The sequence below is a fragment of the Streptomyces sp. NBC_01352 genome (assembly GCF_036237295.1).
Classification (GTDB): Bacteria; Actinomycetota; Actinomycetes; order Streptomycetales; family Streptomycetaceae; genus Streptomyces; species Streptomyces plumbiresistens.
This window is the reverse complement of the sequence record NZ_CP108354.1, coordinates 5,989,382-6,006,100: the sequence shown is the minus strand read 5'-3', so window position 1 is coordinate 6,006,100 and position 16,719 is coordinate 5,989,382. Positions and strand designations below refer to the sequence as shown.

Here is a 16,719-nt window from a genome sequence, read left to right as displayed (position 1 = left end):
CGGAACGCGTCGACCGCGGCCGAATGTATCTGTCCAACTGCCGTCTGCAACAGGTCAATCGGACGAGAATTCTGGACGCGCACGGTCCGGAATGTGGTGAGAATTCACCCGAATTCAGGGCAAGTCGGGCCCCACAAAAAGCACAAAAGCCGCGAAAGAAGCACACACTTTGGCTACTTCTTGTCGGGTGCAAGGTTGAATTCAAGGGCTTACGACCCGCAGGTCGGCATCGCGTTCCCCAACTGTACCGCGCTCAACCACATTGAATTGCCCCCTCCGCTTCTCTCACGGAGGGGGCAATTCGTTGAACTCTCAGTTACCGACGTTACCGACGGTAATGATCAGCCTCCGGCGACGGCCGGAATGATGGACACGCCGGCACCGTCCGGGGTCGCGGTCTCCAGTCCCTGCTCGAAGCGGACGTCGTCGTCGTTCACGTACACGTTGACGAACCGACGCAGCTTGCCCTGGTCGTCGAGCACACGGGCGGCGATACCGGTGTGGTTCTTCTCCAGGTCACTGATGACCTCGGCGAGGGTGCCCCCCTCGGCGGCGACCTCGGCCTTGCCGCCGGTGTAGGTGCGCAGGATGGTGGGGATGCGGACGGTAACGCTCACGATGTGACCTCCGGTCAGGTAAGCGCCCTGAAGGGGCGCGGGGAACTGCGCGACCAGCCCCCACTGGCCCGCAGACGAACGCAACTACGCGAGACCAGCCTCACGGAACGACTCCAGGTTCGGGCGAATCGTCGCAGTAAGCCCCGTACCCGCCACCGCATCCAACGTCTTCAGCCCGTCGCCGGTGTTCAGCACGACCGTGGTCAACGTCGGGTCCAGCAGCCCGTTCTCGATCAGCTTCTTCGCGACGCCGACCGTCACACCACCGGCGGTCTCCGCGAAGATGCCCTCGGTCCGCGCGAGGAGCTTGATCGCGTCGACGACCTGCTCGTCGTTGACGTCCTCCACCGCACCGCCCGTACGCCGCGCGATGTCGAGGACGTACGGCCCGTCTGCCGGGTTGCCGATGGCCAGCGACTTGGCGATGGTGTTCGGCTTCTGCGGCCGCACGACGTCGTGCCCGGCCTTGTAGGCGACGGACACCGGCGAGCAGCCCTCGGCCTGCGCACCGAAGATCTTGTACGGCTTGTCCTCGACGAGTCCGAGCTCGATCAGCTCCTTCAGACCCTTGTCGATCTTCGTGAGCTGCGAGCCGGAGGCGATCGGCACGACCAGCTGGTCCGGCAGCTGCCAGCCGAGCTGCTCGCAGATCTCGTACGCCAGGGTCTTGGAGCCCTCGGCGTAGTACGGCCGCAGGTTGACGTTGACGAAGCCCCAGCCCTCGCCGGCCGGGTCGCCGATCAGCTCGGAGCAGAAGCGGTTCACGTCGTCGTAGTTGCCCTCGATGCCGACGAGCTCGCCGCCGTAGATCGCGGCCATGACGACCTTGCCCTGCTCCAGGTCGTGCGGGATGAACACGCAGGAGCGGAAGCCGGCGCGGGCCGCCGCGGCGCCCACCGCACCGGCCAGGTTGCCCGTGGAGGAGCAGGAGAGGGTGGTGAAGCCGAAGGCGCGGGCGGCCTCGATGGCCTGGGCGACGACGCGGTCCTTGAAGGAGTGCGTCGGGTTGCCGGAGTCGTCCTTGACGAAGAGCTTGCCGGCGTCGACACCCAGCTCGCGGGCGAGGTTGTCGGCCTTGACTAGCTTGGTCCAGCCGGGGTTGATGTTGGGCTTGTCCGCCACGTCGGCCGGGACGGGCAGCAGCGGCGCGTAGCGCCAGATGTTCGCGGGTCCCGCCTCGATCTGCTTGCGGAGCTCCTCCGTGTCGTATGCGGAGAAGTCGTACGCGATCTCGAGCGGGCCGAAACACTCCTCGCACGCGAAGACCGGGCCGAGGGGCACGCGGTGGCCGCATTCGCGGCAGCTGAGCGCTGCGGCGGGGCCGAGGTCGACGGGGGAGTCCGCGGGGACGTTCGCGGTGGTGTCCGTGGTGCTTGCAACAGTCTGCGCAGCCATGTGAGGCGAGGCCCTTTCTCCTCATCTTCCTCACGACGCATCTCGCCGTGAGACGGATTTGGCACCTTCCCTAGCCGGGGAGCCTCGCAAAAACGATCGTCACTGATCGCCACGAGACCGGCTGGAGGGTTGCCGGGGCTTCATCGGGCCGTATCCCTCTGCCCCTCTGGATGAGCGGTATGTAGTTGTTGATCGTTGAAACGGAACGCCGACCCCGACATGCGATGGTCATCAGCGTTGTTCAAGACTGTAACCGAAGGCCAGGACAGTTGAGATAGCCGTCCGAACCGCGAGATGGATCACATGTTCCACCAAGAGGCATGGATCACACGCTCGCCGAGAGAACGCAGAGGAGCCGCGCACCGTGCTGAATGAGGTCGAGCGTTGGCTGAGCACTCGCTCCTGGTCTAAGACCGATCGCCCGCTCCACAAGATCCTGGCAGCGAAACGCGCCACGCGACAGTCGGTCAGTGTCGTGCTGCCCGCGCTCAACGAGGAGGAGACGGTCGGTGACATCGTCGCCGTGATCCGTCACGACCTCATGCAACAGGTCCCGCTCGTCGACGAGATCGTCGTCGTCGACTCGGGATCGACCGACCGCACCTCCGAGGTGGCAGCCGCCGCGGGGGCCCGGGTCGTCCACCGCGACGACATACTCCCCCGCATACCGATCGCCCCCGGCAAGGGCGAGGTGCTCTGGCGCTCGCTCCTGGCCACCAACGGCGACATCATCTGCTTCATCGACGCCGACCTGAAGGAGTTCTCCTCCGACTTCGTCTCCGGGATCGTGGGGCCGCTGCTCACCGAACCCGGGGTCCAGCTGGTCAAGGGGATGTACGACCGTCCCCTCGGCGGCGCTGCCGGTCAGGGCGGCCGGGTCACCGAACTGATGGCCCGCCCGCTGCTGAACATGCACTGGCCGCAGCTGGCCGGTTTCGTACAGCCGCTCGGCGGTGAGTACGCGGCCCGCCGCTCGCTCCTGGAACAGCTCCCCTTCCCGGTGGGCTACGGCGTGGAGCTGGGCATGCTGGTCGACGCCCTGCACCTGGTGGGCCTCGACGCGCTCGCCCAGGTCGACGTCGGGGTGCGCAAGCACCGCCACCAGGACGGCCAGGCACTGGGCCGCATGTCCGCCGCGATCTACCGCACGGCCCAGCTCCGGCTGGCCCGCGGGCACCTGATCCGTCCCTCCCTCACCCAGTTCGAACGGGGCGAGGACGGCTTCGAGCCGCGCACCTACTCCGTGGACACGGAGGAGCGGCCGCCGATGGTGGAGATCGCGGAGTACGCGCATCGAAAGGTCGCCTGACCGGGTGTGTTCCGGCGTCCGAGGGCCGTACGAAGGCCGTACAGGGGCCGTATACGGCCCTCGGAGCCGCCCGAACGTTTGATTGTTTCCGGGCCGGGCTAGGTTGTGGCGTATGGCTTCAACGCAGGCTGCTCGGAGTGCTGAGGTACTCGTCGCGTCCAACCGCGGCCCGGTTTCGTACGAGGTGCGCCCAGACAGCACGGGCGGCACGCTCCACGCCAAACGGGGTGGCGGCGGGCTGGTCTCGGGACTGTCCGCCATCGGGTCCGACGCGGGCACGCTGTGGGTGTGCTCGGCGCTCGGCGACGGCGACCGCGAGGCGGTACGGCGCGGCGTCGGCGAGCCGGGCGTCCGCATGCTCGACATCCCTGCCGACGTGCACGCCGACGCGTACAACGGCATCGCCAACTCCGTGCTGTGGTTCGTCCACCACATGCTGTACCAGACCCCGCTGGAGCCGGTCTTCGACGCGGAGTTCCGGCGGCAGTGGGCGTCGTACGAGACGTACAACCGCGCGTTCGCCGAGGCGCTGGCGGAGGAGGCGGCCGAGGGCGCGGCGGTGATGGTGCAGGACTACCACCTGTGCCTGGTGCCGGGCATGCTCCGCGAGCTGCGGCCGGACCTGCGGATCAGCCATTTCTCGCACACACCGTGGGCGCCGGCGGACTACTTCCAGCTGCTGCCGGACGACATCCGCTCGCGGCTGGTGTGGGGGATGCTCGGGGCGGACCGGCTGGGGTTCCTGACCTCGCGGTGGGCGCGGGCGTTCATGGACTGCGCGAACGGGATCGACCCCGAGCGGGTCACCGCGTACACCCCGATCCCGAGCAAACCCCAGTACATCGAGCACACCCTCACGCGCCTCTCGCCGCTGCGCAGGACCTTGATCGGCGTGCACGGCCTCGGTGCCGACGCGGATTTCCTGCGCGCCCGCTCGCACGAGCCGGACGTCGAGGAGCGCATGGCGGCCCTCCGCGAGGAGATCGGCGAAGGCCGCAGGACGATCGTCCGGGTCGACCGGACCGAGCTGTCGAAGAACATCGTGCGGGGACTGTTGGCGTACCGGCAGCTGCTCGACGATCACCCCGAGTGGCGCGAGCGGGTGGTGCACGTGGCGTTCGCGTACCCGTCCCGCCAGGATCTCGCCGTGTACCGGGAGTACATGGCGGAGGTGCGGCGGCTGGCGGACGAGATCAACGCGGCGTACGGCACGCCGGGCTGGACCCCGGTCCTGCTCCACCTGAAGGACGACTTCGCCCGCTCCCTGGCCGCGTACCGCCTCGCCGACGTGGCTCTCGTCAACCCCATCCGGGACGGCATGAACCTCGTCGCGAAGGAGGTGCCGGTGGTCTCCGACGAGGGGTGCGCGCTGGTGCTGTCGCGGGAGGCGGGAGCGTACTGGGAGCTGGGCGAGGACGCGATCGTGGTCAACCCGTACGACGTCCTGCAGACCGCCCGCGCCCTGCACGAAGGTCTGTCCATGGGGCCGGCGGAGCGGGCGGAGCGCGCCAAGAGGCTGGTGGCGGCCGCCACCGCGCTGCCGCCGGCCCAGTGGTTCCTGGAGCAGCTGCGGGCGCTGCGGGACGTTCAGCCGAGCTGATCCGCGAGCCTCCGCAGCAGGCGTACGACGCCCTCCGGACCGTCCACCACCAGGTCCGCCCGCTCCCGCAGCTCGGTGACCTCGTCGCTGCCGCTGCAGACCAGCAGGCCCGGGGTGCCCTCGGTGCGGAGTTTCTCGACGGCGGCGAAGGCGGGGAGATCGCCGAGGTCGTCGCCGGCGTAGAGGACCGACGTGGCGTCGATCTCACGCACGTACTCCAGGAGGGCGACGCCCTTGTCCATCCCCGGCGGACGGAGTTCGAGGACGAGCCGGCCGGGCTCGACGATCAGGCCGTGGCGGGTGGCCAGCTCGGTGAGGGGGTCGCGCAGGACCTCGAACGCGGCCTGCGGATCGGCGGCCCGCCGGGTGTGCACGGCGACCGCGCGCCCCTTCTCCTCGACCCACGCCCCCTGCCCGACACCGGCCCCGTCGAGCACGCCCGGCAGCTCGGCGAGGGCGGCGGCGACACCGGGGTGGGGGGCTGGGGCGCTGACGGTTCCCGTACGGGCGTCCCAGCGCTCGGCGCCGTAATGCCCGAGGACGACGAGGTGCTCCAGCCCCGGAACCCCGGCGAAGCCCCCGTTCCGAACGGCCACCGCGGCCGGGCGGCCGGTGACCACGGCGACGGCGGCGACCTTCGGAGCGAGTGCGGCCAGCGCGGGTACGGCGGCCGGGTGGGCCTGGGCCTGGTCTGGATCCGCCACGATCGGGGCGAGGGTGCCGTCGAAGTCGACGGCGACGACCGCGCGCCCGGGTCGAGCGAGGAGGGTGTCGAGCCCGTCCCGCCCTGCGGGCGTCGCAGGTGTCGGCAGAGGGTCAGTGACGTCCATGAGTTCGACCTTACCGGCGCTTCCCCACCCCCTGGGGGCTCCGCCCCCAGACCCCCGGCCTTCGCCCACCCACCACCCGACTCGGTCGGATGAGAGGTCAACCTTTCAAGAAACCGAGACGGGCGGTGGGTGGGCATAGGCCGGGGGTCCAGGGGGCGGAGCCCCCTGGTACGGGGCCGACAGGGGCGGCGCCCCTACCGCTCCGCCCGCCGTGCGTCCCGTACCCGCCGCAACCTGTTCACCGTCACCGGGTCGAACGCCAACGCCCGCGCATCGTCCAGCAACGCGTTCAGCAGCTGGTAGTAGCGCACCGGCGCCAGCCCCAGCTCCTCCCGTATCGCCCGCTCCTTCAGCCCGGGCCCGCTGAACCCACGCCGCTCCAGCGCGAGAATCTCCCGCTCCCTGCGATCAAGGTCCCGCTCCTCGTCCATACCCGCACGCTAGCCGCCGCCACTGACACCGGCAGGCACCGGCACCGTCACTCCGCGGTCTGCGCCGCCGCAGCCGTCGCCTGAAGCCGGCTCAGCACGGTCGCCGGACTGCCCCCGGACGCCACGGCCTGCCCGATGCCCTTCTTCACGGCCGCGCTGACCTGCGCCCAGGACGTCTCCCCCACCGGATACGTCTCGGACAGCGGCAGCTCGTCGAGGAACGGCTTGAGGTCGGCGTCCTGCTTCGCCGCGCTCATGACCGCGGAGGCGGAGTTGGTGACCGGGAGCAGGTCGTACTCCCGGGAGAAGGCGAGGACGTTCTTCTCGCTGTAGACGAAGTCGAGGAAGTCGCCGATCTGCTCGGCGTGCCCGTTCTCCTTGAAGGCGGTCATCCAGTCGGCGACCCCCATGGAGAGCTTGCTCTCGCCGTTCTTGCCGGGCATCGGCACCATGCCGAACTTCACGCCCTTCTTGGCGGCCATCTTCATCAGCGAGGGGTGCCCGTTGAGCATGCCGACGTCCCCGTTCGCGAACGCGGCGAACGCGTCGGCCCGGTCGAGCTTCCCGGGCGCGACCGGCCCGGTCAGTCCCTTGGCGACGAGGTCGTTCTTCAGCCAGGTGAAGGTGCCGGTGTTCTCCGAGGAGTCGATGCTGTACGTGCCGAGCGTGTCGGTGTAACCGCCCCCGCCGCTGAGCAGCCACTGCATGGTCTCGGCCTGCGCCTCCTCCGGCCCGAGCGGCAGCGCGTACGGGTACTTCACGCCCTGGGCCTTCAGCGCCCCGGCGTCCGTGGCGAGCTCCTCCCAGGTGGTCGGCGGGGTGATGCCGGCCTCGGTGAAGAGGGTCTTGTTGTAGAAGAGCAGCCGGGTGGAGGCGGCGAACGGCATGCCGTACTGGACCCCGTCGACCTCGCCCGCGTCGGAGAGCTGGTGGATCCAGTCGGCCTGGACGGGTATGGAGACCAGGTCGTCGGCCTTGTAGAGCCGGCCCGCGTCCGCGTAGTCGGCGTACGCGCCGATCTGGGCCAGGTCGGGCGCCTTGCCGGCGTCGACCAGTTCCTTGACCTTGCGGTCGACATCGCTCCAGGAGTAGACGCTCACGTCGACCTGCACCCCGTCGTGCTCCGACTCGTACTCCTTGACCAGCGCGTCCCAGTACTTCTTGGAGCTGTTGGCCGTGCTGTCGCCGTAGTCGGCGGCGACCAGCTTCAACGTCACCTCGCCCGAGTCCCCGGTGAGGCCGCAGCCCCCGAGGACCGCCGTCAGGCCCAGTGCGGACACCGCCGCGATCGTTCCCGCCCTACCCCGCTGCACTGCCATCGCTCCAACATCGTCGATCATCGAAACTCTCGAAAGGTCATACATATTGCTCCCACAAGGTCTACACCACGTGAGTGGACTAGACCTCTTGAGGGTTCACGGGCCAGACTGTCCCCGTGAAACACGTCATCGCCCTCGATGTGGGCGGCACCGGGATGAAGGCCGCCCTCGTAGGGGCGAGGGGCGAGCTGCTGCACCAGGCCCGCCGCGCCACCGGGCGCGAGCGCGGGCCGGAGGCGGTCGTCGAGGGCATCCTCGGCTTCGCCGCCGAGCTGCGCGCGTACGGCGTCGAGCACCTCGGCGAGCCCGCGGCCGCCGCCGGCGTCGCCGTCCCCGGCATCGTCGACGAGGACCGTGGTATCGCCGCCTACTCGGCCAACCTGGGCTGGCGTGACGTACCCCTGCGCGAGCTGCTCGGGGAGCGACTCGGCGGTGTCCCGGTCGCCCTCGGCCACGACGTGCGCACCGGCGGCCTCGCCGAGGGCCGGATCGGCGCGGGCAAGGGCGCCGACCGTTTCCTGTTCGTGCCGCTGGGCACCGGCATCGCGGGCGCCATCGGTATCGGCGGCCGGGTGGAGGCGGGCGCCCACGGCTTCGCGGGCGAGATCGGTCACATCGTCGTACGGCCCAGAGGGACCGCCTGTCCGTGCGGGCAGCGCGGCTGTCTGGAGCGGTACGCGTCCGCGGCGGCGGTGAGCGAGGCGTGGGCGGCGGCCTGCCAGGACCCCGGAGCGGACGCGGCCGACTGCGCGAAGGCCGTCGCGTCCGGCGACCCGGACGCCGTACGGGTGTGGCAGGACGCCGTCGACGCCCTCGCCGACGGCCTGGTCACCGCCCTCACCCTGCTGGACCCGCGCACGCTCATCATCGGTGGCGGCCTCGCCGAGTCGGGGGAAACCTTGTTCACACCGCTACGGGACGCCGTACAACGCCGGATCACCTTCCAGAAACCGCCGGAAATCGTCCCCGCTGCTCTGGGCGACACGGCGGGATGCCTCGGTGCCGGCCTCCTGGCCTGGGATCTCCTCGACTCGACTGACCGCACGGAGGTAACAACCTGATGGCAACCCCCTCAGGGGCGCGGGGCAGCGCCTATAAGCGGCTCCGCCGCGGGGCGCGACCAGCCACAACGCACCCGCGGGTACTCACCGGCGCCCGCGTGGTACTACCCACCGGCACGGTGCCGGACGGCAGCGTCACCATCGACGGCACCCGCATCGCCGCCGCCGGCACCCCGCAGGCAACCGCCCAGGTGATCGACGTACGCGACCACTGGCTGATCCCCGGCTTCATCGACATCCACAACCACGGCGGCGGCGGAGCCTCCTTCACCTCCGGAACGGTCGACGAGGTCCTCAAGGGCATCCACACCCACCGTCTGCACGGCACCACGACCCTCGTCGCCTCCACGGTCACCGGCGACATGGACTTCCTGGCCCAGCGGGCCGGACTGCTGTCCGAGCTGGCCGAGCAGGGCGAGATCGCCGGGATCCACTTCGAGGGGCCGTTCATCTCGCCGTGCCGCAAGGGCGCGCACTCCGAGGAGCTGCTGCGCGACCCGGACCCGGCGGAGGTCCGCAAGCTGATCGACGCGGCGCGGGGGAAGGCGAAGATGGTCACCCTCGCCACCGAGCTGCCCGGCGGCATCGACTCCGTACGGCTGCTGGCCGAACACGGCGTGATCGCGGCGATCGGGCACACGGACGCGACGTACGAGCAGACGGTGGAGGCCATCGAGGCCGGTGCCACGGTCGCCACGCACCTCTTCAACGCGATGCCGACGCTCGGCCACCGCGCCCCCGGCCCGATCGCCGCCCTCCTGGAGGACGAGCGGGTCACCGTCGAGCTCATCAACGACGGTACGCATCTCCACCCGGCCTCCCTCCAGTTGGCCTTCCATCACGCGGGCGCGGACCGGGTGGCGTTCATCACGGACGCGATGGACGCGGCCGGCTTCGGCGACGGGCGGTACATGCTCGGCCCGCTGGAGGTGGAGGTGGCCGACGGAGTGGCCCGCCTGGTGGAGGGCGGCTCGATCGCGGGCTCCACCCTCACCCTGGACCGCGCGTTCAAGCGGGCGGTGACGCTCGACGGGCTGTCGGTCGAGGACGCGGTCGCCGCGCTCTCGGCCACCCCGGCCCGCCTGCTCGGCATGGACGACACCGTCGGCTCCCTGGAGCCCGGCAAGGACGCCGACCTCGTCCTCCTGGACGCCGACTTCGACCTCAAGGGCGTGATGCGCCGGGGTGAATGGGTGGTCGATCCCCAACTGGGGTGATCTGTCCGTCTGTTGAGGACGGCGGTTGTCCTGTCAAACTGGGAGGACCGTCGTCCGTTTGGCATGATCGTCCTCCGGACAGTCAGATCGCCCTCCGGACAGTCAGCCGGACGGCAAGCGCGTTCTGCGTTTCTCCTCGGGGGAGGTCGAACCAGGTGATCCTCACGGTCACGCTGAACACCGCTCTCGACATCACCTATCGCGTACGGTCCCTGCGCCCGCACACCTCCCACCGCGTCACGGACGTGACCGAACGCCCGGGCGGCAAGGGCGTGAACGTGGCCCGGGTTCTCGCCGCCCTCGGTCACGAGGCGACGGTCACGGGCTTCGCGGGCGGCGCGACGGGACGGGCCGTACAGGACCGGCTCACCACGGCGGAGGGCGTGCTGGACGCGCTGGTCCCGGTCACCGGCGCCACCCGCCGCACGATCGCCGTCGTGGACGAACACACCGGCGACACGACCCAGCTCAACGAGCCCGGCCCGACGGTCACCCCGGCCGAGTGGTCCGCCTTCCAGGAGGCGTACGAGGCCCTCGTCCCGTCGGCGTCCGCGGTGGCCCTGTGCGGCAGCCTGCCGCCGGGGGTGCCGGTGGGGGCCTACGCGGGACTCGTGCGGACCGCGAAGGCGGCCGGCGTCCCCGTCCTCCTCGACACCAGCGGGGAGGCACTGCGGCGCGGGGTGGCCGCCCGCCCCGACATCGTGAAACCGAACGCCGACGAACTGGCCGAACTGACGGGCTCCCACGATCCGTTGCGCGCCACCCAGGACGCCCGCCGCCGCGGCGCCCGCTCCGTCATCGCCTCCCTGGGCCCCGAGGGCCTGCTCGCCCTCACCCCGGAGGGCCGCTGGCGAGCCACCCCACCCACCCGGGTCCACGGCAACCCCACGGGCGCCGGCGACTCAGCGGTCGCGGGCCTGCTCTCCGGCCTGGTGGAAGACCTCCCGTGGCCGTCCCGCCTGGCCCGCGCGGTCGCCCTGGCGGCGGCGACGGTGGTGGCGCCGGTGGCGGGGGAGTTCGACCGGGGGGCGTACGAGGAGCTGGTGGGGCGGGTGACGGTGACGGGGGACGCGACGGCGGCGTGAACCCTACTGGTCGCGGTTCTCCGTCAGGGAGAACTGGTCGAGCAGGGCGTTGCACTGGTTGCCCTGCTGGCACGAGAGCTCGATCGTGTTGGTGCCCTTGGTCAGGGAGACGAGCCCCCAGGTGGTCTGCCAGCCCTTCTCCCAGTCACCCTCGGGCGAGCCGGCGAAGTTCTTCATGCTCAGCGGCTGCGTGTTGGCCTTGCCGTTGACCGTCAGCGTCCCGTTGGCATCCACCCCGGGGATGCCGAAACGGACGTAGAGCCGGTAGTCGCCGGCCTTCTCGATGCCGTTGACGGTCCAGGTGACCTTGGCGCCGACCTGGTTGAAGCCCTGCACATAGACGCCGCCCTCGGCATCGGCGCCCTTCACGTCGGACGCGATGGCGGTGCCGCCGTCCAGGCGCAGTGCCTTCGCGTCGATCTTCGGGAGCTCACCGGCGGCCGCCGACTGCGAGGACGAAGGGCTCGGCTCGCTGCTCTGCGAAGTCGTCGGCGAGGTCGACGCCCCGGCCCCGCCCGCATTGTCCTTGTCGCCGTCGCCGCCCATCATCGCCACGCCGATGCCGATGACGACCGCCGCGACGACCGCGATCGCGCCGATCAGCAGGCCCTTGGTGTTGGGGCCGCGGCGGCCGCCGCCGTCGTTGTAGGACGGCTGCGGCTGCTGGGTGGTGGGGGCGCTGCCCGGGAAGGTCTCGGGGGCCGCGTAGTGCGCGTTCGACTGCTGCGGGACCTGGCCGTAGGGCGCGGTCGCGGCGGCCGGGGCCTGCTGGCCGTACTGGCGCTGACCGACCGCTCGCACCCGGTTGACGGAGCCCGGATAGCCGTAGCCGCCGGCACCGGAGGGCGGCTGGGCGCCGTTGGCCTGGCCGTCGGCGTAGAGATAGCCGAACGGGTCGTCGTCCTCGGGCGTGCTCGCGCCGTTGTTGCCGGCCGTCATCCCTTGGTCTCCTCAGCAGGTGCGGGTGCGATGGGTGTGGTGAGAAGGGCGAGCCTACCCGCTCCTGATGCCCCAAACGGGTGACTCGGATCGCATCAGCTCACTGACCTGGGACTCAGCCCGCGCGTCTGTGTTGTTTGGGACGCGATCGTTTCTCTACGTACATCCGCTCGTCAGCCGACTTCAACACCTCGTCCGCGGTCATCCCGCAGGACGCCCAGCCGATGCCGAAACTGGCGCCGACCCGCATGGCCCGCCCGTCGACCCGGATGGGCTGGATGATCTCGTTGCGCAGGCGTACGGCGAGGTCCTGGGCGTCGGCCCGGCCGAGCCCGTCGGCCAGCACCACGAACTCGTCGCCGCCGAGCCGGGCCACCGTGTCGCCGTCGCGGACGCCCCCGGACAGCCGTCGGGCGACCTCGATGAGAACCGCGTCACCCGCGTTGTGCCCGAACCGGTCGTTGATCGACTTGAAGCCGTCGAGGTCGCAGAAGAGGACCGCGAGCCCCTTGGCGCCGTCGTCACGTTCACCCTCAGGGGCGACGGTGTGCACGTGGTGGTCGTAGCCGTCGTACACCTCGACACCCGTCGACGGGAAGTCGAAGCCGTGGCCGTTGGCGTCGAAGGCGGGGTGGCCGTAGGCCGAGTCCACCGGCTCCAGGGCGCCCGCGTGCCCGGCGCGCTGGCACAGGCGGGAGGCGAGCCGGGAGCGCAGCTCGGCGGAGTTCGGCAGGCCGGTCAGCGCGTCGTGCGAGGCGCGGTGGGCGAGCTGCAGCTCGCGGCGCTTGCGGTCCTCGATGTCCTCGACGTGCGTGAGCAGAAACCGGGGGCCGTCGGCGGCGTCGGCGACGACGGAGTTGCGCAGGTGGACCCAGACGTACGTGCCGTCGCGGCGCCCGAGCCTCAGTTCCGCGCGGCCGCCCTCGGCGGAGGTGCGGAGCAGGGTGCCTATGTCCTCGGGGTGGACGAGGTCGGAGAAGGAGTAGCGGCGCATCGCGGAGGCGGGGCGGCCCAGCAGGCGGCACAAGGCGTCGTTGGTCCGCAGGATCCGGCCGTGCTGGTCGCCGCCCATCTCGGCGATGGCCATGCCGGAGGGGGCGTACTCGAAGGCCTGCCGGAAGCTTTCCTCGCTGGCCCGCAGGGCCTGCTGCTCCCTTTCGAGCCTGACCAGGGCGCGCTGCATATTGGCACGTAGACGCGCGTTGCTGATCGCGATGGCGGCCTGGAAGGCGTACATCTGGAGCGCTTCGCGGCCCCAGGCGCCCGGTCGGCGGCCGTTGCGCGGCCGGTCCACGGAGAGCACGCCGATCAGTTCGCCGCACGAGCCCCCGCCCGAGGGGGCGGGGGTGTACATGGGGGCGAAGAGCCGGTCGGAGGGGTGCCACTCGTCCTCGAAGCGGGGCGCGGGTCCGTCGGTGTACCACTGCGGTACGTCGTCGTCGTCGAGGACCCAGCCCTCGGTGTGCGGGATGAAGACCAGGTCGCCCCAGTTCTCGCCCATGCTCAGCCGGCGCTCCCAGGACTCGCGGGAACCGACGCGGCCGGTGATCAGCGCCTCGGCGGCCGCGTTGCCGGAGAAGGCGGCGACGACGAGGTCGCCGTCGGGCCGTACGAGGTTCACGCACGCCAGCTCGTAACCGAGGGCCTGGACCACGCCGTCGGAGACGGTCTGCAGGGTGTCCGCGAGGCTGCGGGCCGTGTTCATGTCGGCCATGACCTGATGCAGCTGACGCAGGGACGCAAGGCGGACGTAGGGCTCCGACTCGGTCTCCATGCTCGCCCTCCCCCCGAGACCTCGCAGCGAATCAAGGGTTCTCATCGGCGTATCGTCCTGGCAGCTTCCCCCGCCACTGAATCACAGCGCGCTGCTCACTCGGTACACAGGGTCAACAATTAGTCCTTCTTGTGACTCAAGTCACAGCGAAAGATGAACAATTGAGTGGAGTTTCTGCGTTTTCTCCGTGCGTTTACTGAACGCAAACTTTGTACCCATGTGGAGCCGGCCACTGGAGCCAGACCCTACACAGGGAAACTCGTCCCCAGGTCCTAGGACCGTTCTCGGCCCGAGGCCCGATGCGGCGCGTACGAACATGAGATTAGCGTTTCCGGCGTGCCGAACACTCTCCCCGCCCCGCCCGCCACCCTCGCCGCTCCCGCCTCCGGGCATGCTGTGGGGGTGAGCAACGACGAGTTCCGCGCCGCCATGTCCCGGCTGGCCGCCGGCGTGGTCCTGGTGACCGCGCAGGAGGCGTCACTCGACCCCGACGATCCGCAGGCGCCGGGGGGCGAGGACGTCGGCATGACGGCGACCGCGTTCATGTCGGTCTCCCTCGACCCGCCCCTGGTGCTGGTCAGCCTGCGCGAGGGCTCCCGCATGGACGACCTGCTCGACGAGCAGCCCCTGTGGGCGGTGTCGGTCCTCTCCGAGAGCCAGCGGCACATCGCCGGCCGCTTCGCCATGAAGGGCCGCATCAGCGACCGCCTCCTCTTCGAGGACATCCCGTACGTCCGCGGCGAGGTGTCCGGCGCTCCCCTGGTGGGCGGCGCCCTGGCCACCCTGGAGTGCCGCACGGAACAGCGCGTACCGGCCGGCGACCACGTCCTGGTGATCGGCCGCGTCCTGACGGCGACGCTGCCGAGCGCGGACGGCGGCCCGCTGACGTATTTCCGGGGGCGGTACCGGCAGTTGGGGTGAGCGGGGAATTCGATCGCGTCCCCCTGGCCCGCCTGCCTAGTGTGCGCGCATGACGACGACTCCCGCACCGCGCCTCGTGGAGATCACACCCCACAACTTCGAGGCCGCCACCGGCATAAAGGTCCGCCCGGAACAGGAATTCGCGGTCTCCCCGGTGATGCAGTCACTCGCCGAGGCGTACGTCCATCCCGCCGGAGTCGCCTGGCCCCGCCTGATCGTCGACGGCGACCGTCCCGTCGGCTTCCTCATGGCCTTCTTCGACATCGACTGGAAGGACGACGGCACCCTCTTCCGCTCCGGCCTGTGGCGGCTGAACATCGCGGCGGAGGAACAGGGCAAGGGCTACGGCCGGTTCGCCGTCCAGTCCGTGGCGGCCGAGATCCGCCGCCGCGGCGGCAAGGAGCTGTACGTCACCTGGCACGCCGGGCCGAACGGCCCCGAGAACTTCTATCTGGGGCTCGGTTTCCGGCCGAACGGGGAGACGAGCGAGGGGGAGATCGTCGGGGTGCTGGAGCTGTCGTAACGACGCCGCCGGAGATCATGGCCGGGGGTCACGGCCGGGATTCATCCCCAGTCGCGGCCGGTTCTCCCGCGCTTGGTGTCCGAGCGCTGCTTCTTCTCCCGCAGGCGGCGTTCGTTGATGCCCCGGGGGATCCGGGTGGGGCGGCGCGGCTTGGGCGGCGGGGCCGTCGCCTCGGCGAGGAGAGAGGCCAGACGTACGGCGGCGGTCTCGCGATTGCGCCACTGGGAGCGGTGCTCGGAGGAACGTACGGTGACGACGCCGTCGACGAGCCGCCCGGCCAGCCTGTCCAGCGCCCGCTGCTTCCACACCTCGGGCAGCGCCTCGGTACGGGCGAGGTCGAAGCGGAGCTCCACCTGCGAGTCGCTGGTGTTGACGTGCTGTCCGCCGGGCCCGGAGGACCGCGAGAAACGCCACATGAGCTCGGCCTCGGGAAGGGAGACGGAGCCGCGGATACTGAGATTTCTGGGGGACAGACCCCCAGACCCCCGATGAGGACCGGACATGGCGTACATGTTCCCCCGTCTGTCCGGTCCACGTCACCCGAATAACTCGGGTAAAGAAAGTAAAGAGAGCAGGAACCTCGCGTACCCCTCTCCGCGTTGGTACGGGTAGCTGTAGCTTCATGCTGCCGTACGTCTAACGAGGGAAGGACTCCCAACAATGGCTGTAAGCCTGTCCAAGGGTGGCAACGTCTCGCTCACCAAGGAGGCTCCGGGCCTGACGGCCGTCACCGTGGGCCTCGGCTGGGACGTCCGCACCACCACCGGCACGGACTTCGACCTCGACGCCTCCGCCATCGCGGTCAACCCCGAGGGCAAGGTCTACTCCGACGCCCACTTCGTCTTCTTCAACAACAAGCAGACGCCGGACAGCACGATCGTCCACACCGGCGACAACCGCACGGGCGAGGGCGCGGGCGACGACGAGGCGATCAAGGTCAACCTCGCGGGCCTCCCGGCCGACATCGACAAGATCGTCTTCCCGGTCTCGATCTACGACGCCGAGAACCGCTCGCAGAACTTCGGCCAGGTCCGCAACGCCTACATCCGCATCCTGAACGAGGCCGGCGGCGCCGAGATCGCCCGCTACGACCTGTCGGAGGACGCGGCCACGGAGACGGCCATGGTCTTCGGCGAGCTGTACCGCAACGGCGCCGAGTGGAAGTTCCGCGCCGTCGGCCAGGGCTACGCCTCGGGCCTGGTGGGCATCGCCCAGGACTTCGGCGTGAACGTCTGATCCGACGTCCCACCGCAGTCACACCGGAGCCCCCGACCGTTTGACGGCCGGGGGCTCCGGCGTGTGGGCGGGGGCTCCGGCGTGTGGCCGGGGGCTCCGGCGTGTGGCCGGGGGTTCCGGCGTACGGCCGGGGGTTCCGGCGTGTGGCCGGGGGTTCCGGCGTACGGCCGCGGGCTCCGGCGTGTGGCCGGGGGCTCCGGCGTACGGCCGCGGGCTCCGGCGCACGGCCGCGGGCTCCGGCGCACGGCCGCGGGCTCCGGCGCACGGCCGCGGGCTCCGGCGTGTGGCCGGGGGTTCCGGCGCACGGCCGGGGGCTCCGGCGTACGGCCGGGGGTTCCGGCGTACGGCCGCGGGTTCCGGCGCACGGCCGCGGGCTCCGGCGTACGGCCGCGGGCTCCGGCGTACGGCCGCGGGGTCGGCGTGTGGCCGGGGGGCGGGTATCCGCCGCGGATGTCGGCGTAC

Annotated in this window: 16 protein-coding genes and 1 riboswitch; of the genes, 8 read left to right on the top strand and 8 right to left on the bottom strand. The window is 70.6% G+C overall.

Annotated features, from left to right (window positions below):
• Positions 1 to 341: 341 nt before the first annotated feature.
• Positions 342 to 617 carry a MoaD/ThiS family protein gene (locus OG252_RS28040; protein ID WP_266437594.1) on the bottom strand — a complete coding sequence of 92 codons (276 nt, stop codon included), beginning with the start codon at positions 615 to 617 and terminating at the stop codon, positions 342 to 344.
• Positions 618 to 701: 84 nt separating this feature from the next.
• Positions 702 to 2,012, bottom strand: coding sequence for a threonine synthase (thrC, locus tag OG252_RS28035; RefSeq protein WP_329339543.1), 1,311 nt, complete (start codon positions 2,010 to 2,012; stop codon positions 702 to 704).
• Between the two features lie 18 nt (positions 2,013 to 2,030).
• Positions 2,031 to 2,189: riboswitch (SAM riboswitch) on the bottom strand.
• A gap of 187 nt (positions 2,190 to 2,376) precedes the next feature.
• On the opposite strand from thrC, the gene OG252_RS28030 reads away from it, so the two are divergent.
• Both OG252_RS28030 and OG252_RS28025 read left to right on the top strand, forming a co-directional pair.
• Positions 2,377 to 3,321, top strand: coding sequence for a glucosyl-3-phosphoglycerate synthase (locus OG252_RS28030; protein ID WP_266437589.1), 945 nt, complete (start codon positions 2,377 to 2,379; stop codon positions 3,319 to 3,321).
• A gap of 112 nt (positions 3,322 to 3,433) precedes the next feature.
• Positions 3,434 to 4,921, top strand: a complete 1,488-nt coding sequence (locus tag OG252_RS28025; protein WP_329339541.1) for an alpha,alpha-trehalose-phosphate synthase (UDP-forming) — start codon at positions 3,434 to 3,436, stop codon at positions 4,919 to 4,921.
• Here the strand turns inward: OG252_RS28025 and otsB are convergent.
• The 3 genes from otsB to OG252_RS28010 form a co-directional block, all read right to left on the bottom strand.
• Positions 4,909 to 5,751: a trehalose-phosphatase gene (gene otsB, locus OG252_RS28020; RefSeq protein WP_329339540.1), complete on the bottom strand. Its 843-nt coding sequence runs from the start codon at positions 5,749 to 5,751 to the stop codon at positions 4,909 to 4,911. The two genes, OG252_RS28025 and otsB, sit on opposite strands and share 13 nt — an antisense overlap.
• Before the next feature lie 194 nt (positions 5,752 to 5,945).
• Positions 5,946 to 6,182, bottom strand: a complete 237-nt coding sequence (locus OG252_RS28015; protein ID WP_266437581.1) for a DUF3263 domain-containing protein — start codon at positions 6,180 to 6,182, stop codon at positions 5,946 to 5,948.
• 47 nt (positions 6,183 to 6,229) lie between these two features.
• Positions 6,230 to 7,501, bottom strand: coding sequence for an extracellular solute-binding protein (locus OG252_RS28010; protein ID WP_329339537.1), 1,272 nt, complete (start codon positions 7,499 to 7,501; stop codon positions 6,230 to 6,232).
• A 116-nt stretch (positions 7,502 to 7,617) separates the two neighbouring features.
• Here OG252_RS28010 and OG252_RS28005 point away from each other — a divergent pair, with 116 nt between their 5' ends.
• The 3 genes from OG252_RS28005 to OG252_RS27995 all read left to right on the top strand — a co-directional run bounded on the left by OG252_RS28005 (position 7,618) and on the right by OG252_RS27995 (position 10,864).
• Positions 7,618 to 8,562 carry an ROK family protein gene (locus tag OG252_RS28005; protein WP_329339535.1) on the top strand — a complete coding sequence of 315 codons (945 nt, stop codon included), beginning with the start codon at positions 7,618 to 7,620 and terminating at the stop codon, positions 8,560 to 8,562.
• Positions 8,562 to 9,779, top strand: a complete 1,218-nt coding sequence (gene nagA, locus OG252_RS28000; RefSeq protein WP_329339533.1) for an N-acetylglucosamine-6-phosphate deacetylase — start codon at positions 8,562 to 8,564, stop codon at positions 9,777 to 9,779. Before OG252_RS28005 ends, nagA begins: the two co-directional genes overlap by 1 nt.
• A gap of 155 nt (positions 9,780 to 9,934) precedes the next feature.
• Positions 9,935 to 10,864: a 1-phosphofructokinase family hexose kinase gene (locus tag OG252_RS27995; protein WP_329339531.1), complete on the top strand. Its 930-nt coding sequence runs from the start codon at positions 9,935 to 9,937 to the stop codon at positions 10,862 to 10,864.
• A gap of 3 nt (positions 10,865 to 10,867) precedes the next feature.
• Here OG252_RS27995 and OG252_RS27990 read toward each other — a convergent pair whose 3' ends face one another.
• Both OG252_RS27990 and cdgB read right to left on the bottom strand, forming a co-directional pair.
• Positions 10,868 to 11,803, bottom strand: coding sequence for a carbohydrate-binding protein (locus OG252_RS27990; protein WP_329339529.1), 936 nt, complete (start codon positions 11,801 to 11,803; stop codon positions 10,868 to 10,870).
• 115 nt (positions 11,804 to 11,918) lie between these two features.
• Complete coding sequence (cdgB, locus tag OG252_RS27985; protein ID WP_266437567.1) at positions 11,919 to 13,577, bottom strand: diguanylate cyclase CdgB; 1,659 nt, start codon at positions 13,575 to 13,577, stop codon at positions 11,919 to 11,921.
• Positions 13,578 to 13,913: 336 nt separating this feature from the next.
• On the opposite strand from cdgB, the gene OG252_RS27980 reads away from it, so the two are divergent.
• On the top strand, positions 13,914 to 14,498 hold the full coding sequence (locus tag OG252_RS27980) for a flavin reductase family protein (RefSeq protein ID WP_266437564.1): 585 nt from the start codon (positions 13,914 to 13,916) through the stop codon (positions 14,496 to 14,498).
• Positions 14,499 to 14,547: 49 nt separating this feature from the next.
• Positions 14,548 to 15,021, top strand: coding sequence for a GNAT family N-acetyltransferase (locus OG252_RS27975; protein WP_266437561.1), 474 nt, complete (start codon positions 14,548 to 14,550; stop codon positions 15,019 to 15,021).
• Between the two features lie 41 nt (positions 15,022 to 15,062).
• Here the strand turns inward: OG252_RS27975 and arfB are convergent, their stop codons facing one another.
• Positions 15,063 to 15,533, bottom strand: a complete 471-nt coding sequence (arfB, locus tag OG252_RS27970; protein WP_406493751.1) for an alternative ribosome rescue aminoacyl-tRNA hydrolase ArfB — start codon at positions 15,531 to 15,533, stop codon at positions 15,063 to 15,065.
• Positions 15,534 to 15,681: 148 nt separating this feature from the next.
• Between arfB and OG252_RS27965 the strand changes: the two genes are divergently transcribed.
• Positions 15,682 to 16,257, top strand: a complete 576-nt coding sequence (locus OG252_RS27965; RefSeq protein WP_266437555.1) for a TerD family protein — start codon at positions 15,682 to 15,684, stop codon at positions 16,255 to 16,257.
• Positions 16,258 to 16,719: the final 462 nt, after the last annotated feature.

Excerpts from the sequence above, each read along its gene's own strand:
- cdgB (WP_266437567.1), bottom strand. The coding sequence starts at position 13,577 with ATGGAGACCGAGTCGGAGCCCTACGTCCGCCTTGCGTCCCTGCGTCAG.
- OG252_RS27965 (WP_266437555.1), top strand. The coding sequence starts at position 15,682 with ATGGCTGTAAGCCTGTCCAAGGGTGGCAACGTCTCGCTCACCAAGGAG.
- arfB (WP_406493751.1), bottom strand. The coding sequence starts at position 15,533 with ATGTACGCCATGTCCGGTCCTCATCGGGGGTCTGGGGGTCTGTCCCCC.
- nagA (WP_329339533.1), top strand. The coding sequence starts at position 8,562 with ATGGCAACCCCCTCAGGGGCGCGGGGCAGCGCCTATAAGCGGCTCCGC.
- OG252_RS28015 (WP_266437581.1), bottom strand. The coding sequence starts at position 6,182 with ATGGACGAGGAGCGGGACCTTGATCGCAGGGAGCGGGAGATTCTCGCG.
- OG252_RS27990 (WP_329339529.1), bottom strand. The coding sequence starts at position 11,803 with ATGACGGCCGGCAACAACGGCGCGAGCACGCCCGAGGACGACGACCCG.
- OG252_RS27975 (WP_266437561.1), top strand. The coding sequence starts at position 14,548 with ATGACGACGACTCCCGCACCGCGCCTCGTGGAGATCACACCCCACAAC.
- thrC (WP_329339543.1), bottom strand. The coding sequence starts at position 2,012 with ATGGCTGCGCAGACTGTTGCAAGCACCACGGACACCACCGCGAACGTC.
- otsB (WP_329339540.1), bottom strand. The coding sequence starts at position 5,751 with ATGGACGTCACTGACCCTCTGCCGACACCTGCGACGCCCGCAGGGCGG.
- OG252_RS28010 (WP_329339537.1), bottom strand. The coding sequence starts at position 7,501 with ATGGCAGTGCAGCGGGGTAGGGCGGGAACGATCGCGGCGGTGTCCGCA.
- OG252_RS28025 (WP_329339541.1), top strand. The coding sequence starts at position 3,434 with ATGGCTTCAACGCAGGCTGCTCGGAGTGCTGAGGTACTCGTCGCGTCC.